Origin of the sequence: Pararcticibacter amylolyticus, from assembly GCF_003130405.1 — a bacterium.
GTDB lineage: Bacteria > Bacteroidota > Bacteroidia > Sphingobacteriales > Sphingobacteriaceae > Arcticibacter > Arcticibacter amylolyticus.
Genome location: NZ_QEAS01000005.1, coordinates 262,342 through 281,897, shown reverse-complemented (window position 1 = coordinate 281,897; position 19,556 = coordinate 262,342). Strand labels below are relative to the sequence as shown.

9 protein-coding genes are annotated in these 19,556 nt (G+C 46.6%); 3 read left to right on the top strand and 6 right to left on the bottom strand.

The genetic code is table 11. The features are described 5' to 3' along the window. Positions 1-12: 12 nt before the first annotated feature. Together DDR33_RS08165 and DDR33_RS26620 are read right to left on the bottom strand one after the other, a co-directional pair. Complete coding sequence (locus DDR33_RS08165; protein ID WP_109415276.1) at positions 13-4,146, bottom strand: hybrid sensor histidine kinase/response regulator transcription factor; 4,134 nt, start codon at positions 4,144-4,146, stop codon at positions 13-15. Between the two features lie 240 nt (positions 4,147-4,386). Next, complete coding sequence (locus tag DDR33_RS26620) at positions 4,387-6,924, bottom strand: glycosyl hydrolase family 8 (protein WP_109415311.1); 2,538 nt, start codon at positions 6,922-6,924, stop codon at positions 4,387-4,389. A gap of 354 nt (positions 6,925-7,278) precedes the next feature. Between DDR33_RS26620 and DDR33_RS08155 the strand changes: the two genes are divergently transcribed. Continuing rightward, positions 7,279-10,422, top strand: a complete 3,144-nt coding sequence (locus tag DDR33_RS08155; protein ID WP_109415275.1) for a glycoside hydrolase family 2 TIM barrel-domain containing protein — start codon at positions 7,279-7,281, stop codon at positions 10,420-10,422. A gap of 140 nt (positions 10,423-10,562) precedes the next feature. Here DDR33_RS08155 and DDR33_RS08150 read toward each other — a convergent pair whose 3' ends face one another. The 4 genes from DDR33_RS08150 to DDR33_RS08135 all read right to left on the bottom strand — a co-directional run bounded on the left by DDR33_RS08150 (position 10,563) and on the right by DDR33_RS08135 (position 16,684). Beyond that, positions 10,563-12,965: a glycoside hydrolase family 127 protein gene (locus tag DDR33_RS08150; RefSeq protein ID WP_109415274.1), complete on the bottom strand. Its 2,403-nt coding sequence runs from the start codon at positions 12,963-12,965 to the stop codon at positions 10,563-10,565. A 79-nt stretch (positions 12,966-13,044) separates the two neighbouring features. Next, the gene (locus DDR33_RS08145) at positions 13,045-14,793 is read right to left on the bottom strand and encodes a glycoside hydrolase family 43 protein (protein ID WP_238387716.1); all 1,749 of its coding nucleotides are present in this window, start codon (positions 14,791-14,793) and stop codon (positions 13,045-13,047) included. An 11-nt stretch (positions 14,794-14,804) separates the two neighbouring features. Beyond that, on the bottom strand, positions 14,805-15,782 hold the full coding sequence (locus DDR33_RS08140) for a transketolase family protein (RefSeq protein WP_109415273.1): 978 nt from the start codon (positions 15,780-15,782) through the stop codon (positions 14,805-14,807). Between the two features lie 53 nt (positions 15,783-15,835). Further along, positions 15,836-16,684, bottom strand: a complete 849-nt coding sequence (locus DDR33_RS08135) for a transketolase (RefSeq protein WP_109415272.1) — start codon at positions 16,682-16,684, stop codon at positions 15,836-15,838. 363 nt (positions 16,685-17,047) lie between these two features. Here DDR33_RS08135 and DDR33_RS08130 point away from each other — a divergent pair, with 363 nt between their 5' ends. Beyond that, on the top strand, positions 17,048-17,917 hold the full coding sequence (locus tag DDR33_RS08130; protein WP_109415271.1) for a sialate O-acetylesterase: 870 nt from the start codon (positions 17,048-17,050) through the stop codon (positions 17,915-17,917). A gap of 25 nt (positions 17,918-17,942) precedes the next feature. Next, positions 17,943-19,520, top strand: a complete 1,578-nt coding sequence (locus DDR33_RS08125) for a glycoside hydrolase family 43 protein (protein WP_109415270.1) — start codon at positions 17,943-17,945, stop codon at positions 19,518-19,520. The last annotated feature ends 36 nt before the right edge of the window (positions 19,521-19,556 follow it).

Below are 19,556 nucleotides of genomic sequence, written 5' to 3'. Positions count from 1 at the left end.
TCACCCGGTAAATCAGATTTTCCCCGTACCCTCACGCTTCAGGCTGATATATTCCGATGGCAGCATATTAAACCTGATTCTGAAGGCCCTGGAGAAATAATTAGGCGTGGAGAAGCCTACAGAATAACTCACCTGCGCCACATTCATATCGCTCTTTTCGAGCAGTACAGCAGCCCTGTCGAGTTTGATAGACCGGATAAATTCAACCGGGGTCTCTCCGGTTACCTCCAGTATCTTCGAGTATAAAGAACCCCGGCTCATTCCCATCCGGCGGCTCAGGTCTTCTACCGATAACTGAGGGTTAGTCAGGTTGGAATCGATATACTGTATGACTTTGTTCAGGAACTTTTCCTGGTCAGATTCTATCTGCACTTCAGGTGCAGCCACTTTTATCTGCTTGCTGTAGGTATTCCTGAGCCGTTCATTCAAAGCGAGGAGATTACGAATTTTCACATTCAGAATCTCAAAGTTACAGGGCTTGGTTACATAGTCATCAGCACCAGTCTCCAGTGCCTGCAACTGATCATCTTCGTTGGTCAGGGCCGTCAGCAGCATAACGGGAATATGGCTGGTCCTTTTATCACTTTTGATCTTGCAGCAAAGCTCCACCCCGCTGACATAGGGCATGCTAATATCACTTACCACTACCTGAGGATGCACAGACAGGACTTTCTGCCAGCCCTCCTTTCCGTTTGAAGCTTCTTCAATACGATAGAATCCTCTGAGGCTGTCCTTCAGATAAAAGCGAAATTCTTCATTATCTTCTACCAGGAGCACTACCGGAAGATGGCTGGAGGAGACAGCTTCCGGGTGCGGGCTGCCGGCCGGATCTCCTCCTGGTTCTTCAGCTGACAATGACACATCTTCAGCAGCTCCGTCACCATCCACCTGCACAAATGGAAAATAAATAGAAAAAACAGAGCCTTTGCCCTCAATGCTTTCCACTTCTACTCTTCCTCCGTGCATTTTAACAAATTCCTTTACAATAGAAAGACCGATGCCACTGCCCTGATTCAGAATTGCAGGATTGGCTTCTCCCTGGAAAAAAGGCTCGAAAATCTGCTCCTGCTTCCTGTTTTCTATTCCGATACCAGTATCGGTGAGAATTACCTTAATCCCATCCCGGTTCTCAGTGCCCTGTATGGACAAGACCACCTCTCCCCCCTGCATCGTGAATTTAAACGCATTAGAGAGAAGGTTGAACAGAATGCGTTCAATCTTATCCTTATCAAAATTTGTAAAATAATATTTAAAGGAGCTCCTGAATCCGAAACTGATCTGCTTGCGCTCGGAAAGGTCCCTGAATGATTCGGCGACATCACGGGCGAAGGCGATAAAATCACCTTCCGTCATATTCAGCTTTGATTCTTTCTCCTCCAGGTTTCTGAAATCCAGCAACTCATTAACCAGGTTCAGCAATCTGCGGGCGTTCCTCCTGATCATATCCAGGCGCCTCACTTTGGCGGGGTTGGTTTCCTGCTGAAGCAGTTGATCCAGGGGTCCGACAATGAGAGATACAGGAGTTCTGAACTCGTGGCTGACATTGGTAAGAAATTTGATCCTTAGCTGGTCGAACTGACGAAGCTGATCAGCCTTATGCCTTTCCTGGTCAATCTGCTGCCTGGCATACAAACGTTCCTGCTCCAGTTCAAAACGGGCTTTAATCCTTTGTATACCCCGGTAACGAAGGAACCATAAGAAAGATGCGATCAGCAATACATAGAAAATAAAAGCGTACCAGGTCATCCAGACAGGAGGCCGCACATGAATAGTAATGGAGGTTTCGGGAGTAGTCCATTCGCCGGCATCACTCCGGGCCTTTACCTTAAACGTATACTCTCCCGGACCTAAATTGGTGTAGGAGGCGGTGGTAGACTTCCCCACCTGGTTCCATTCCTTATCGAAATTATCAAGCTTATACAGATACCTGTTTTCTTCAGGCGAGGTATAATTGAGGGCTGAAAAACCCAGGGTAAAATTCTGTTTATAGTCGAGAGAAATGTCCTTTGCTACCGAAATATGCTCTGTAATTTCAGAATCCTCCCCGGGGACAACACTCCTGTTTGAGATCTTCAGATCTGTGAGCACCACCTTCGGAATCCTGATGGTGGCATGCAGCTGCTCGGGATCAAAGTAATTGAACCCATCTATACCCCCGAAGAACATCCTGCCATCGGGCAGCTTCAGGCCTGCACCCTGCACAAAAGGGTTTCTCTGTAATCCGTTATGATAAGAATAGTTTTTAAACTTTCCCGATGCGGGGTCAAAACTGCTGATCCCCTTGTTGGTGCTGACCCACAGCTTCCCGGCATTGTCTTCCAGGATCTTATAGATCACAGCATTAGCAAGGCCGTTCTTCTCTGTATAACACACAAACTGATCTTTCCCTGCGTTATAAAAAGCGAGGCCACCACGCAGTCCGACCCAGACCACCCCATTCCGGGCTACACAAACTGCGGTCACATTATCATTTGGAAGCCTGCTGTTGAGCCGGTTGAATATCCTGGACCTTCCGTTAAGCGGGTTGTAAACAGCTACTCCCGATCCGCTCGATCCTATCCACATATTTCCGTTCCTGTCTTCTTCGATCGCCCTGATATATCCGTTCAGCATCAGCCTGAACTTACCTGTTGACGTATTATTCAGATGATAAAAGGATTTAGTCTTCGCATCAAAAAGATCCACTCCCTGTCCGTTGGTTCCCACCCACACATTTCCCCGGCTGTCTTTCCTGATACTAAAGATATCGTTGCCGCTGATATTTTGTGCACCTCTGCCTTTTGTGATCTGCCGGCATTGTCCGGTTTTTAAATCCATTATCAGCAAACCCCGGAGGAAAGTTCCGATCCAGACTTCGGAAGAAGCTCTCTCAAGTACCATGATTGACAGGGCCGAGCTTGCCGGTACGCCGGGGAGGGTGAGACGGCCGGATACACCGGTACTTGTATTGAACAATGACAATCCTCTTCCGTCGGTACCAATGTACAGGTCGTCTCCCATGCCTTCTGCAAAAGATGTGACAACAGAGGCACTAAGTCCCGATGGATCCGAAGCATTTACCTGCCTGAAGTTAAAAAACGGCAGATTTTTATCATACTTATTCACTCCCGCCCGGAAAGCGGCAATCCAATATATCCCCTGCTTGTCAATGAAGATGTTTTTAACCGCCTTTCCTATCAGGCCATACCTGTTCCTGCTATTCCCTTCCAGCCGGAGGTTCTTTTTGGTCTTACTGTCGAAAATATTCAAACCCTGCTCGGTACCCACCCAGAGCTTGCCCCTGTTGTCTGATGCAACCGCATAGATCATGTTGTCGTTCAGCGTAGCGGGGCTACTATCATTGTGATAGTAATTGATAAAGCCGTTTTGCGAAGGGCTGAACATGCTTAAGCCGTTGTTTGTTCCAAACCAGATATTCCCATGGTTGTCTTCACATACCGATCTGACCGTATTGTCGGCTATACTAAACGGGTCACTATCCAGATGTACGAAACGTTTAAACAGGCCACTCTCACGCCGGTAGAGGTATAAACCGTTGCTTGTTCCCAACCATATGCGTCCCCTCTGGTCGCGAAACAGACGGAGGATGCCTTTGCCCGGCATCCCTCTCCTGGCTTCAGGATTTTTTAGTTCTGTTCCTCGAACCACTTCTTTTCCGGTTTTCGGATCAATGATCTTAAGTCCGTCGTAGCCCGCCACCCATATTTTCCCGGACATATCGCTGCAGATGGAAGTCACGGAATAATTCACAATGGAGGTGTAACTTATAAAAGAATCCATACGCCTGTTGTAGAATGTAAGCCCGATGGCTGTACCGATCCACAGATTCCCTTCACCATCCTCATAAATTTCAGAGACATCGTTGGAGATAATGCTCCCGGCTATATCCGGATCATGTCTGTAAACGGTAAAGTGGCTGCCATCATATTTGTTCAGGCCGTCGTCGGTGGCAAACCACATATAACCATAACGGTCTTTCAGGATGGAATTTACAATATTTGAAGAAAGTCCCTCTTTACTGCCAATATTGATAAAGTTGACCGGTTCCTCCTGTGCGTATACGTTTTTTAACAGCAGGATACAAAGAATAGCAAAAAACACTTTACAGCGAACTGAAAAAGTTTTTAAAGGGTATCGAATTTCCATAAGATGACCAGTATTTACTTCCGCTCCGAATATAAACCGTTTATCGCACAGTTTTATCAGACTATGCGGCGATATGATCCTTTCTACGAAGCTGGAATGCCTGTTTTATAATTGGCTTCTCTTATGTAAAGATATTACAGACCCAGCGCCAGACAGCAGGTCTGATGTTCATGATAATGGAACAAATGTTCAAACTACCCGGCTATGAGAGCCTTATATCCTCCTAAAAAAACTACTATATCACCTCAGGGGCTTTATAATCTGATATTTACCGCTTAAATGCATCAGGCTGAACAAATAAAGCAAACCATCATAATAAGGATCAAAGTAGCCGTCGTCGTAAGGTTCCAGTTTCGCTTTCCATAAAGCATGAACAAAATCATAGTTCTTGCCGTTCGTGTTTGCCAGGGAGACAGAAGCAGCGGTAGATATCAAACCGAGAGAATGCCTTAGTTTCTTCACATTACCAGCGGGAAGGATAAAGTCAGGCCGGGAACCGTCCATGTTAAACTGATCTTCAAAGGTGTCTATCCCTTTTGAGCGAAGAAAATTCTGAAACCGCTGCGCGTAGCTCTCCTGCCAGACCCTGTCTTTTCCAAACCAGACGTAATCCATGGCGATATTCATCGGTACCCGCCAGGAATCAAAGCGAAATGCAGCAGGCATCCACCGGGTATTATGAGGAGCGCCGCTAAAGTCGGCATAATCAGGATTCAGGCCAGTTTCGGGGTGGCAGGTACGGTGCAGAAAGGCCCTTGCCGTATCGGCACAGTCTCTGTAAAACTGTTCATGACCATCCCTGGCGTAAAGAGCCCAAACTTCCAGAAAAGCAGGCAAATGATAAGAAGGGTCTGTCCAGTTGTAACCGTCGCCTTCCGGTACAAAAGTTATTTGTTTACTGGTGGTGTTGAAAAGATTAAAGATCCTCCCGGTGCCATCCTTTTCCCACATGGCGTCGAGGATCGTGCGGGCTTCGCGGTAATAATCGATCCCCGTGTTATTGCCCCAGCGGTTTGCTGCAAACAGAAGGCTGGTCACATAATACAGCTCGCCGTCAGAAGCAGATCCCTCTGCATTTCGCTTCATGGTTTCAGGATTGATGCTCCAGGCAAAATAACCTTTCCTGGGGCCTTCCTGGTGCTGAAGGTATTTTTTTGACCACCTCCAGATACGATCAAAAACATCTTTCTTGTCCAATTGAACAGCTACCATCATGCCGTATGACAAGCCCTCAGTTCTTGCATCATGGTTCTTCAGATCCGATACATATGCCATGGAATCACCAACCGTATAATAGATGCGGCCGGGCCCCTCGAAAATATCGTGATACGCCTTGTTCAGCTTCCGGTCAATATCTTCCTGCGTATATCCGGCTTTCCGGAACAAATTGGGATAGTTACCTGAATAAAATGCCGCACCGGCTTCAGGATTCTCGCCGAAGCTCAGCCAGTCCAGCGTGATGTTGCCCGGCCCCTTCATCACTAAAACCAGGTTTTGTATCCCGGTAACAGACCTGGTTAAATTGGCTTTGACTATTTTCCATGAAGAACTTTTGGGAATCTTCACCTCGGCGATCACGGGGCCGGACAAGGAATTCGTCCTGATCTGCAGTATACCGGAAGTCTCAGAGGACGCCAGCAGCGTCACGGTACGATGAGCTTGTTTCGCAAAATCCACGCGGTTGTATTGCAGCCACGAGCCAGGTAAAGTAAACTGCGTTTTCCATCCCCTGAACCTGTCGGCAGTATCAACAAAGCTGACAGATACTCCCTTTTCACCTATTTTACTATAACGATCAACCTGGATCTTTTGCGTTGCAGAAGTGAGACCAACCCCTCTAAGGGAAGGCACGACTTTCCTGATCGTTCCGTCTGCGTTAAAAAACAGGCTGTCGAGCCTAACCGATCTGTTCTTATCAAAGCTTGGAGAATAATCGTTGTGGTGGTAAAACAAATACCACTGCCCCTTGAAATTTATGACCGAATGATGGTTGGTCCAGCATCCGTCGGGAGATTCGTCCATTATGACGCCCGCCATTTTAAAGGGTCCGAGTGGATTGTCACCTGTCGCATATTCAAGCCTTTCTATCTTGTTCTCTACATGCGGATATGTCATATAATAAATGCCGTTACGCTCAAACAGATAAGGGCCTTCTTTTAAACCCTTTTCGGGAAGTTTCTGGAGAATCACCGGCTCTGAAGCAAGGTCAAGCATATTCTCTTTCAACTTTGCACCATAGATATGGCCTTGAGACCAGTACAAATAAGCTTGCCCGTCTTTGTCAATAAACACATTAGGATCTATACCTTTAACGTTCTTTATGGGAGAGGGCTCAGGAACAAACGGCCCTGCAGGATTATCTGATACTGCCACCCCTATTGCAAATCCCCGGCCCAGAGTGGTATCAGCTGGTGGTGCCGGAAAATAAAAGTAATACTTCCCGTTCCTGAAGATACAATCAGGTGCCCACATGCTGTAAGTGTCAGACTTCACCCAGGGGACTTTATTCTGAGATACAATCACTCCGTGATCTGTCCAGTCGGTGAGGTTTGCCGACGAAAACACATGATAATCTTCCATACAGAACCAGCCGGGCCGTCCCTTGCCCGGACGTACCGGAATGTCGTGCGAAGGATACAGGTAGACCTTATCGCCAAAAACCCTGACAGACGGATCTGCTGTATACTGACCTGAGATCAGAGGGTTCTGAGCAAAGAGCGCACAGGAACCACCAGTCAACAGAAACGATAAAATCAGGAAGAAACTTAGTCTAAACATATTGGCTTGTATCATGATGTAAGCGGCCTGGTAATTGGTTTTCAATGATTGCAAGATCAGCAATAAAGAAGTGTGATGATGGCATGATTTAAGAAAATGATAGCACAAATGTTGATAAAGACATTCAGGCATGAACATTCCGGACAGAGTTTTAGCCATTCGTATCCATAAGAATTTCAAGCTACATTTAGCTTTGTAAATGACCAGTTTACACATTACATTTGACGATCAGTCAATCCACTTGTCATTGAATCAATTATATGCAGCACACATTATACAAACCCTGACATCTCCGCAAGACTACGAAGTTGAAGAAGATATCCACTAATCACACATCCAGTTATCAGCAGTAAAATGAAAAAAAACATTATTCTGAGTTTATTTATGGTATTTATCGCCGTAAAAAGCGTCAATGCTCAGCTAAATCCACCATCGGCACGGGGAAATGCCCCGGTTCCACCTGAAATAGAAAACCCTGAAATCACGGGTATAAACAAAGAGCCATACCATGCGACGTTGATGCCTTATGCCAACCTGCAGGAAGCTTTAAGGGCAAAAAGACATTCATCCTCTTATTGCAGGAGCCTTAACGGGTTATGGAAGTTCAATTGGGTGCCCCGGCCGGAACAGCGTCCTTCTGACTTTTATAAACCAGATTTTGATGTATCCGCGTGGAAAGAGATCCCTGTACCTTCCAATTGGGAAGTACAGGGATACGGGACACCGTTCTACCGGAATCTGGGCTACACGATAAAACGGGACTTCCCGCATGTCATGAGCGAACCGGAAGAACGGTACACTTCATTTAAAGAAAGAAACCCTGTTGGAAGCTACCGGAGAGAGTTTGACCTTCCTTCTGAATGGACAGGCAGACGTATTTTTGTCACTTTTGACGGAGTAGACTGTGCCTTTTTCCTATGGGTGAACGGACAGAAAGTTGGTTTCAGCGTGAACAGCCGCAATGCAGCGGAATTTGACCTCACCAAATATCTGAAGAAAGGTAAAAATCTCATTGCAGCGGAAGTATACCAATATAGCTCAGGCACCTGGTTAGAAGACCAGGATATGTGGCGTTTACACGGCATATTCCGGAATGTTACCCTTTGGAGTGCACCGGAAGTGCACGTCCGCGACTTCTTTGTTAAAACAGATCTCGACAAGGAGTATAAAGATGCGGTAATAGATGTCTCTGCACGTATCAGGAATTATGGCGGACAGGCTGTTGCAGGTCAGACCCTGACGGCTATCCTGTATGATAAAACAGGAAATGAAATCGCGAAAACCAAGGCGAACGGAGCTGCATTAAAATCTAAAGAAGAAGCAGAACTAAAGCTGAAGTTTAATGTTCCTGCCCCACTGAAATGGACAGCCGAAACCCCCAACCTCTATACGCTGGTATTGACCACTTCAGCAGGCGAGATCCTGTCGTCCAGAACTGGTTTCCGGAAGGTAGAAATCAAAGGCCGTATTTTCATGGTAAACGGAGTGCCGGTCAAGCTGAAAGGGGTGAACCGTCACGAGCATTGGTCGGACGTTGGACACGCGGTTACAGAAGAACAGATGATCCGTGATCTGGAGATTATCAAGCAAGGCAACTGTAACCACGTTCGTACGTCGCATTACCCAAACGATCCCCGCTGGTATGAATTGTGTGATGAATGGGGGATCTGGCTGGTATCTGAAGCGAACATGGAGTATCACGGCTACGACAACAAGTTTGATGAAGAGCCCACAATGAAAGCTGCGATTGTTGACAGGAACGTCGCCAATGCCGAGAACTTCAAGAATCACCCCTCAGTGATTATCTGGTCTTTGGGAAATGAAGGCGGCGCAGGCGGAACTAATGTCAGAGCAGCGATGGCTGCCGTCAAAGCCATAGACCCAACCCGCTTTGTACATTATGAACGCTTTGGCACAGGGAAAAATAACCCTGCAGACCTGGATGGCAGAATGTATGGAACGGCAGAGGATTATGCAAATGTCGCCATGAATAAAAAGTTAACAAAACCATTCTATATCTGCGAGTTTGTTCACGCCATGTTTAATTCCATGGGATCCCTGGATGAGTATTCTGAGGTTTTTGACAAGCATCCCGAAATACTGGGCGGCGCTATATGGGAATTTCAGGACCAGGGATTATGGAATAAACGAAATCCTGAGCATCCGATACTTGCTTACGGAGGAGGGTTTGGTGAATATCCTAACGACCATTATTTTATCCATAAGGGTGTTGTCGACTGGGAAAGGAAAGGAACAAAGCCTCATTTTCCCGAAATGAAAAAAGCATTTCAATGGATAGAAACACAATTAACTGATCCTGTTAGCGGAGGTATAAGAATACGGAATAAATATCAGTTTATCCCGCTCGATGCGTTTACTACCCACTGGAGCTTAAGTGAAGACGGGGTAGAAATAGCGAAGGGAACCGTACAGCATCGTCCCATCCGCGCCCGGGAGACCGGTTTTGCCAGGATCCCCTATAAAATCGAACATCCAAAAGCCGGAGCCGAATATTTTCTTCGGATCTCCTATACCCAGAAAGAAAAAACGCTTTGGGCCGATCAGGGGTTCGAAGTCGCCTCTGCACAATTTAAACTGCCGGTGCACACACAACCTATTGCAGAAGCCGGAACCAGCCTGCCTGTTACGCTCAGTGAGAATGCCGCTACTATCACCGTTACAGGAAAGGATTTCGTGATAGGATTCGATAAGAACACAGGCTTTATGAGTCGGCTGGCAAAGAACGGACAGAATCTCCTGGCGCAGGATGGGGCGCCAAAACTCCATTTGTGGCGGGCGGCACACCGGAATGACGATGACTGGGTTTATTCTATCGGTGAAAGGTTTGGAGTCAATAACCTGAAATATGAAGTGGTGAGCATCAAATCAGAAAAACTGGGTAAAACAAGCGTCAGGATAACGTCCAGAACCAAAGCTACCGGAAAAGAAGGCTTTGCCGTGTTTCATACGGCAAGTTACCTGGTTAAGGGGGATGGCTCTGTAAAGGTTGACAATGATATAAATTTTGAAGGTCTGCGCATTAACCTTGCCCGGATCGGCGTCAGGATGATGCTTGATAAAAAATATGACCGGATGCAATTCTTTGGCAGAGGGCCTTTTGAAAATTACCCGGACCGTAAAAGTGCGGCAGACGTGGGGCTGTATGAAATTGGTGTTAATGAGCAGTATGAATATGAAAAGCCAATGGAACGGGGAAATCATGAAGAGGTAAGATGGGCAAAGCTAACAGGAAAAGATTATCCGCCTGTACTTATCAGGTCGGACGAGAAACTTATGCAAGTATCTGCCCTGCCGCATACCGATGAGCAGATGTATCCCGTAGAGTATAAAATAGACCTGCCGGCAAGTACCTCAACAGTCTTATGTATTTCTTCTAAAACCCTGGGAGTTGGGTCTGCGAGCTGCGGACCACGTCCGCTTGATAAATTCCAGGTATACTCAGGACCAGAATCGTTTACATACACGATTAAGCTATAGGCCAGGCGAAAGACACTAAAACAACGTGTTGCCATAAAACAAGCGCCCGGATGAGGTTTTGATATCCTCATCCGGGCGCTTGTTTTATTATCGGCTTACAGGTTATAAGAAAGACAATCAAGGAACGCCGAAGGTTCTTGTTATTTTCGCAGTAAGCGGATTTTAAAGATCCTTCCCGTCTCAGTGCTTTGACCAGCCTGGAATTTGACCCTGATCACGGCATTTCCCTTCAACAGAGGGTCGGGGATGATATACTCTACGTTCGAAAGACCTGGTTTAGCGGTCTTTTTATCAGCACTGCCGGCGTCAAGCTTCTTCCCGTCTATATAAATATCGAATGCTTTTTGATCATCAGGCTCATTCCAATAGCTGACCATGAGACTCAGTCCTGTTTCATTTTGCGTATTCAGCTTATAACTGAAGTATCCGCCATTTTTTGCATCCCGCCAGAAAGCATCCATCATATTTCCGGACGACGAGTTCTCTTTTTCCATCGCATGATCTGCTTCGGGCTGCTGTTCACCGGGCGCTACAAAATCAACTGTACGTTTCTCCAGTTCCTGGTTTTGTTTTTCAAGTACCGATAAAGAATCGATATACGACTTATAGGCTCCTGGTGATAATGCCATCCAGTACATTTCATACCGGCTGTCGTGGATCTTGTAGAATGGCTCTAAAACCACATCTGCGGCGTTTTCTATTTTTAGATCTGAGAAGGCAAATGAAAGAGGCTTACCTGGTACGGGACGTATTTTTCCGGCAAGCGAAGCCATATCATTCTCTATAAGAACGGGGGCCTTGTCGAGAGGAAGTTTCCTTCCGCTGGCGATATGGCCCCAGCGCGAATCGCCGGCAACAAGTCCGTTCAAATCTTCGGTACCCGTCTTTGCAGCCAGGAGAAGGGGTCCGTGCATAAATGCAAAATAGTGCGGAACATTAATGAGAGGTACAGAGGTATTCTGCATCGGTAAATCTATTTCCAGGACATCACCTTTCTTCCACAGCCGGTCGACACAGATGTAGGAAGAGGGGGCTTGTTCAAAAGGAATCCGATGCCCGTTGACCCTGATGCCCAGGGCCCCCTCTTTTACCCACTGCGGATACCGGATCATTAATTTAAACCGCCCCCCCCCTTTCTTTATGATCAGTTTTGTTTGTTCTGATGAAGGGAACTGCGTCTCCTGCCTGATGATGACGCCTTTTTCACGCCAGTTTAATTCTGACGGAATAAACAGATTGACATAAAGCGAGTCTTTAACCTTCGTATAAATAAACTGCGCATATTTACTATGGTTTTCCATGCCGCTGCCGACACAACACCACATAGCCTGGTTAGGAGTGGAATACACCCGGTAATGCCGGGGACGCGCAGGTGTGAAGTAGACATATCCACCATGTTGAGGGTGCTGCGACGATAGAATATGGTTGTAAAGGGCTTTCTCGTAGTAGTCGGCATACTTAGCAGACGGAGTGCCTCTGAAGAGATCCTCGGTAAGCTTTAGCATGTTATAGGTGTTACAGGTTTCAGGCCCTTCTACCTCATTAACAAAATCAGTACAGGACGCCGCGGAAGGGAAAAACTCCCTTCTGCTGTTGCCGCCAAAAGCAAGCGTGCGGGTAGAGGTAACAGTCTCCCAGAAAAAGCTTCCTGCTTTTCCATACTTTTCATCATGCGACAGCTCGGCGATCCTTTCGAAACCCACCGCCTTAGGCACCTGTGTATTTGCATGTTTGTTATCCAGGTTATCACTGGATGCAGCCATTGCGTCCAAAAGCATTTTGTGAGAAAACCGTCTAGCTGCAACCAGATACTTTTCATCACCTGTTATCTGATATGCATCAGCCAGAACCTCATTCATGCCACCATGCTCACTGGCCAGCATTTCGTCCATCTTTTCCGCTGACAAAGCCGAAGTAATATCCAGAGCCCAGTCGCAAAAGTCCAGAAACATCTTTTTAGCATCTTCCCTGCCCGCATACAGCCAGGCGTCCCTTAAACCCGCATACATCTTATGGACATTATACCATGGCACCCAGTACTTCCAGACAATGCTGACGTTGCCCGATTTTATCTGGGGCCACAATCCGGCCCCTCCAGGTACCGCTCCCAGATATCCAGCACCCCAGTCAGGATATTTTTTAGCATTAGCAGCCTGGCATGCTTTTAACTCTGACAGCATATAATCCAGCCGCCTGCCACATTCAGCGTCATTAGCCGATGCGTAACTCATTGCCAGCGCCGACAAGTAATGGCCTCCAACATGCCCGTCGAGGCCTTCCCAGTTTGGGTAAATACTGGCTTTGGCAGGTAAGCCTGCCTCTTTCCGGTATCCTGCCAGCAGCCTGTCGGCATCGTACTTTAACAAAACCTGAGTATTCAGATCGCGGGCATGCTTAAATTGCCCGTCGAGCAAGGTTACATCCCTTAAGGGAAAACTGTTCCTGTACAACTTTTCCTGGGCCTGAAGTTTGGTAACTGAGACCAGGATAAACGCCGTAGTGAAAAGCTGCAGTAATGGTCGCTGAAGATATGAAGTGCTCATTAAGATTTATACTTTTGGCTAAAGACACCAGATGCCTGTTCGCGAAATTACAATTAAGTATTTAGATTTTTCTGCAGATTTAAGGAGTGATATCATTTTCAGCAGTGGCATACAAGCCGATTAAAGAGCCGGTGAAACCACCTGCAACATCCGTTGACAAGATGTCTCCTGATACGGTTCCCCCTATGTTCTTAAACTGCTGCTTATCCGTGGAATAGCTGAACTGATAATTGTCTCCCTTAGCTTCAACCTGTAATTGTAACGGTTTACGGGCATCCACTTTTTCACTTCCGATCACAGTAGTTTTACCCCTCTCAGTTCTGGCCAGTACCAGGTAGGATTCACTTCCTTTCTTTGTTAGCCCGAATACATAATTAAATGTTTCTCTCTGATAACACACTATTCCAGCCAGGTCTTTTTCAGATCCGGGAACGTACTTTATCGTTACAGTTGCATTAAAGGTGTTATGCTGCTGCCTGTAAAAAAGAGTGGATGTAGAAACTACCGCTTTTATGTTTTGCTTATAGGGACTGATCTTCAACCCTTCTTTGGTTAAGGTAATAAAGTCTTCACGCGGCCCTCTTACACCAATCCACCTGTAATCAAGCGGTTTTTTAGCAAAATCATCTCTGAAGGTAAAGTTTCCATTAGGAAAAAAGCCATTTTGCCCGGCAAGACTTTTCACACCTCCCGGGGTTTTCAACTTTGTTTTTAAAGGAACGAGGCCGTTTTCAAATACAGGAAATTCGCCGCTCCAGTCTACCGGGAGTATAAAAGTTTCCCGGCCTGTTGTCACCCGGTTCTTTTCATTGGGCCGGATCCCAAGAAAAACGCCATAGTATTTCCCTCCCGGGCCTTCCACTAAATCGGCATGCCCGGTCCAGTCAATTTTATTGGCACGGTTAGCCGGGAAGTATCTTTGGGTAAGAATTGGATTATTATTAGCGGGAATAAAGGGTCCGTCAGGCTTATCGCTGACAAAAATCACTTCGCTATGCCAACCACCGGTACCGCCTTCTGCGCACATCAGGTAATACTTTCCGTTCTTCTTATAAATATGCGGCCCCTCAATCCAGATAGGTTTCTGAGAGAGATCTGTTCCTCCGTCAACGATAATTTTATCTGTTCCGGGAACCACTTTGTCATTCTGAACATCATACTCCCAGATCTTGATCACGCGATGCCCTTCATACAAAGCTTTTCCTTTAGGAGGAGCATCGTTGTGGATCACATAGGCTTTTCCATTATCATCAAAGAAGAGAGACGGGTCTATCCCTTCGAACTGAAGTTTAATTGGGTCACTCCATCCCTTCTCCGGATCTTTGGTCTTGACCACCATGTTCCCTATACCTCCCGAAAACTGGGTCGTAATCATGTAGAAGGTGTCATTATTCGGATTATACTTAATAGCGGGGGCATATATCCCGGCGGATATGCCAGAATCGTAGACTTTCAACTGAGAAGTGCGATCGAGCACATGTCCTATCTGCCTCCAGTTAACAAGGTCCCTGGAATGGAAGATCGGTACGCCGGGAAAAAAAGCGAACGAAGAATTTACAAGATAATAGTCATCCCCCTTCCGGGTGATACTTGGATCGGGGTAACATCCCTGGAGAACCGGAGTATAGAACTCATCGTCCTTCAGCGGATTTTCATTGTAAACGCGGTCATTCCCTTTATACTCAAACTGAGAAAAAAGGGGAGCATTCTTAGCTGCCTTATTATTCTGCTGTGCAGATGCTGGAGAGAGCATACACATTGCGACTGTTGAGAGCATTGTCAGGCTCTTGTGAAGGAGAGTAATTTTAAATCCTTTTCGTTTCATCATGATGTACTTTTTTAGAGCAGCACTCCTTTACGGCTGCCCGCCCGCTGCATAACACGTTTAACTGCTTTTACTATATTTTCGCTATCGAGCCCGTATTTCTTCATCAGTTGCTCAGGTGTCCCCGATTCGCCGAAGGAGTCATTCACCGCGACGTATTCCTGTGGTGATGGTAATTTCGAAGCCAGTACCTGAGCTATACTATCCCCAAGGCCGCCCAGCCTGTTATGTTCTTCTGCCGTCACTACGCACCCTGTTTTGGCAACAGATCTCAGTACGGCCTCCTCATCAAGAGGCTTTATCGTATGAATATTTATGATCTCGGCATTGATTCCTTCGGCCGCAAGCTTCTCACCTGCCAGGATTGCTTCCCATACAAGGTGACCTGTGGCAAAAATCGACACATCAATACCTTCATTCACCATCCATGCTTTACCGATCTTAAATTCCTGGTCCGGAGCTGTAAAAACCGGAACAACCGGACGGCCGAAACGGAGATAAACAGGTCCGTCATATTCAGCGACAGCGATCGTTGCTGCTTTCGTCTGATTAAAATCACAGGTATTGATAACGGTCATTCCCGGTAACATTTTCATAAGACCTATGTCTTCCAGGATCTGGTGGGTGGCACCGTCTTCACCAAGGGTTAAGCCCGCGTGAGAGGCGCAGATCTTCACATTCTTACCGGAATAAGCAACACTTTGCCGGATCTGGTCGTACACCCGTCCTGTTGAGAAATTGGCAAAAGTACCGGTGAAGGGAATTTTGCCTCCAATAGTAAGTCCGGCAGCCATTCCAATCATATTGGCTTCCGCGATACCGACCTGAAAAAAGCGTTCGGGAAACGCATTTATAAAGTCCTGCATCTTAAGAGATCCGATCAGGTCGGCACACAGGGCGACGACATCGGTGTTTCTCCTGCCCGCTTCTAAAAGCCCGGCTCCAAAACCGGAACGGGTATCTTTTTTTTCACTATACGTGTATTTTTTCATCTGTCATTTAACGGTTTAATTGTTCTGTTCAGGTTTGTCTGCAAAAGTACCGGTCAGTAATCGCCTAAGGTTTCTTCAAGCTGTACCAGCGCAGCATTCAACTGTTCGTCATTGGGAGCTACTCCATGCCATTTATGGCTTCCTGCCATGAAATCAACACCGTATCCCATACTGGTACGCAGCAGGATCATGACCGGCTTTCCTTTATTACTCCGGTTTTTCGCTTCCCTGATCGCACCTACAACCTGCTCCATATCGTTCCCTTCTGTTTCCAGCACATCCCAGCCAAAGGCGAGCCATTTTTCGCGAAGGGAGCCCAGAGAAAGTACTTTTTCGGTAGGCCCATCTATCTGCTGGCCATTAACATCAACTGCAGCAATCAGGTTATCCACTTTGTTATGGGCTGCGAACATTGCGGCTTCCCATATCTGTCCTTCCTGCAGTTCGCCGTCGCCGTGAAGAGAAAATACCCAGCGGTCATCTCCATTCAGCTTCTTAGTAAGAGCGGCGCCGATTGCGACAGAAAGTCCCTGTCCCAGGGAGCCCGATGCCACCCGGATCCCGGGTAACCCTTCATGGGTAGTAGGATGCCCCTGAAGCCTTGAGCCCAATTTTCGGAATGTACTGAGTTCTGAAATTTCGAAATACCCCGACCGCGCCAGTATCGAATAGAACACAGGTGAAATATGTCCGTTAGAGAGGAAAAAAAGATCTTCTTCCTTCCCGTTCATATTGAACTCAGGATTATGATACATTTCAGAAAAATAGAGGGCGACCAGGTAATCCGTACAGCCAAGGGAACCGCCGGGATGTCCAGACTGACAGGAATGAACCATCCGTACAATATCGCGCCTTACCTGAGATGCAAGGCTCTTAAGCAGTTCTACATTACTATTATTCATTTTTTAAAAAGGATTATGTTAGTTTTATCACACGGCAGGCTGACAGACCTGTATGCATCGCCAAAACTAAGAGCATGGACACTGACAGGATGGTTAAAACGTCCAAATTAATAGCACCAATGTTTAAAGAATTATTCTTCTGCTCCAAATATCTGTTGAGGTCGTTTTCGCGGGCTACAGATTGAACATTTATACTATCTTTTTTTACAGATTGGCATTTCGCTTCAGCGCTTATAGATTAGCTTTGACTTCCATAAGTCCGAAATCTCAAACCAGAAAATGAATAGACATCCGAACTGGTAGCGTCAGAGATCAGAGGCTTAGGCAGCATAAATCAGCCATATACAACCTAAAAACAGATATATGAAAACCAAATTAAAAAGAAAATCATGTTCAGCGATACTAACGCTCACCATCTTCCTGTTAACGGCGACGAAAGCATTTTCACAGGACCCTAACTTCTATATTTTCTTATGTTTAGGACAATCAAATATGGAAGGAAATGCAAAATTTGAAGCGCAGGACACGATAGCAGACAGTCGTTTCCAGGTCCTCGCATCGGTCGATTGTCCCGATCTTGGAAGAACCAGAGGTAACTGGTACCCTGCCGTCCCTCCCCTCTGCAGGTGCAGGACTGGCCTCACTCCTGCTGACTATTTTGGAAAAACGCTGATTAAGGCACTTCCGCCGGATATCAAAATCGGGGTAATAAATGTTTCGGTAGGGGGTTGTAAAATTGAACTTTTCGACAAAGATAACTATCAGACTTACGTATCAACTTCGCCTGACTGGCTAAAGAACATGGTCAGGGAATACGACGGCGACCCATATAAGCGGCTGGTAGAAACAGCGAAAACCGCCATGAAAGATGGGGTGATAAAGGGAGTTCTTTTACACCAGGGGGAATCGAATACGGGAGATGCTGACTGGCCGAAAAAAGTTAAAACCGTGTATAGTAACCTGATAAAAGACCTGGGCATTGCTCCAGTGCCTTTGCTTGCGGGAGAAATGGTGGGAGCAGACCAGGGCGGCAAGTGTGCCAGCATGAACTCTATCATAGCGAAACTTCCTTCAACTCTGCCCGATTCGTATGTTATCTCCTCGGCTGGCTGTGAAGCAGCTCCCGACAATCTTCATTTCAATGCTGCCGGCTACAGAGAGCTGGGTAAGAGATATGCAGAAAAAATGCTTTCTCTAATCAAACCGCAGGCCGCAGGAAAAAAAACAAACTAAAGGCAGTTATACATTCTTTGGATACATGAAAAAAACAGTCAATTTCTTTTGCCTGGTGCTGGCAAAACTCTTACTCCCACTAAGCCTCTTTGCACAGAGCGCTTCCAACCCTGTGATCTTTGCCGATGTACCGGACATGGCTATGATACGAGTAGGTGACACCTATTACATGAGCAGTACTACTATGCACATGAACCCGGGGGTGCCGATAATGAGTTCAAAAGACCTTGTGAACTGGAAGCTCATCAGTTATGCATACGATAAGCTGGAAGATGCTGATGATCTTAACCTTTCCAATGGAAAAAATGCATATGGACGGGGATCGTGGGCCAGCAGCCTGCGTTATCACAAAGGGGTCTTTTATGTCTCCACATTTGCGGGCAACACAGGCAAAACATACATCTATACAACGAAAAACATTGAAAAAGGGCCATGGAAGGCACATTCGTTTAAACCATCCTTACATGATCATTCGCTCTTTTTCGATGATGACGGAAAAATCTATATGGTTTACGGCAGTGGAAAGATAATGATGGCTGAGCTGAGTGAAGACCTTTCTGGGATCAAAGCGGGGACCACGCAACAAGTAATCATCGATGATGCCGGAGCCCCAACCGGACCTAATACAGGCCTGCCAGCGGAGGGTTCACAACTTTTTAAAATTGACGGGAAATATTATCTGTTCAATATAAACTGGCCTCGCGGAGGAATGCGCACAGTGATCGTACACCGGGCGGATAAGATTACCGGCCCCTATGAAGGACGCGTGGCGCTCCAGGACAAAGGTATTGCCCAGGGGGGACTTATCAGTACTCCGCAGGGTCAATGGTACTCTTACCTGTTCCGCGACTTTGGCGCAGCAGGCCGTATCCCTTATTTGGTGCCCGTTACCTGGCAGGATGGCTGGCCCATTCTTGGAGTCGGAAATAAGGCGCCTGATAAACTTAACCTTCCCCCGAGCCGTGGCTACATCCCTGGTATCGTCGCATCTGACAACTTTACCCGTAAACAGAATGAGAAATCGTTTCCCCTTGTATGGCAATGGAATCACAATCCGGATAACAGGTTTTGGTCGTTAACGCAGCGTCCCGGTTTTTTCCGTATTACCACAGGAAGAACAGATACCTCTCTCCTGTATGCGCGTAATACGCTGACGCAACGAACTTTCGGACCTGAATGTTCAGGAATCACAGCGATCGACGTATCGGGGATGAAAGACGGCGATTGCGCAGGCCTCGTGCTTCTGCAGGCAAAGTATGCATGGATTGGTGTAAAAGCAGGCGCAGACGGAGAGCGGAGTATTGTAATGATAAACGCAGATTCCGGTAAACCTGTTGAAGAACAGCGTATCCCGCTGAAACAGAAAACAGTTTATCTTAAGGCAGAATGCAACTTTAAAGACCGTGCCGACAAAGGTTATTTTTACTATAGCCTTGATGGAAAAACATGGACTGCAGCAGGCTCCCCTTTGAAGATGGCCTACACTATCCCTCAATTTATAGGTTATCGTTTCGGGCTGTTCAACTATGCAACCAAATCAACCGGAGGCCATGTGGATTTCGACTTCTTCAGGATTGGGGATAAGCTAAGCGCGGGGAAATAAAAAAAATCAGTTCGCCGGACTTAACCGGCGGACTGA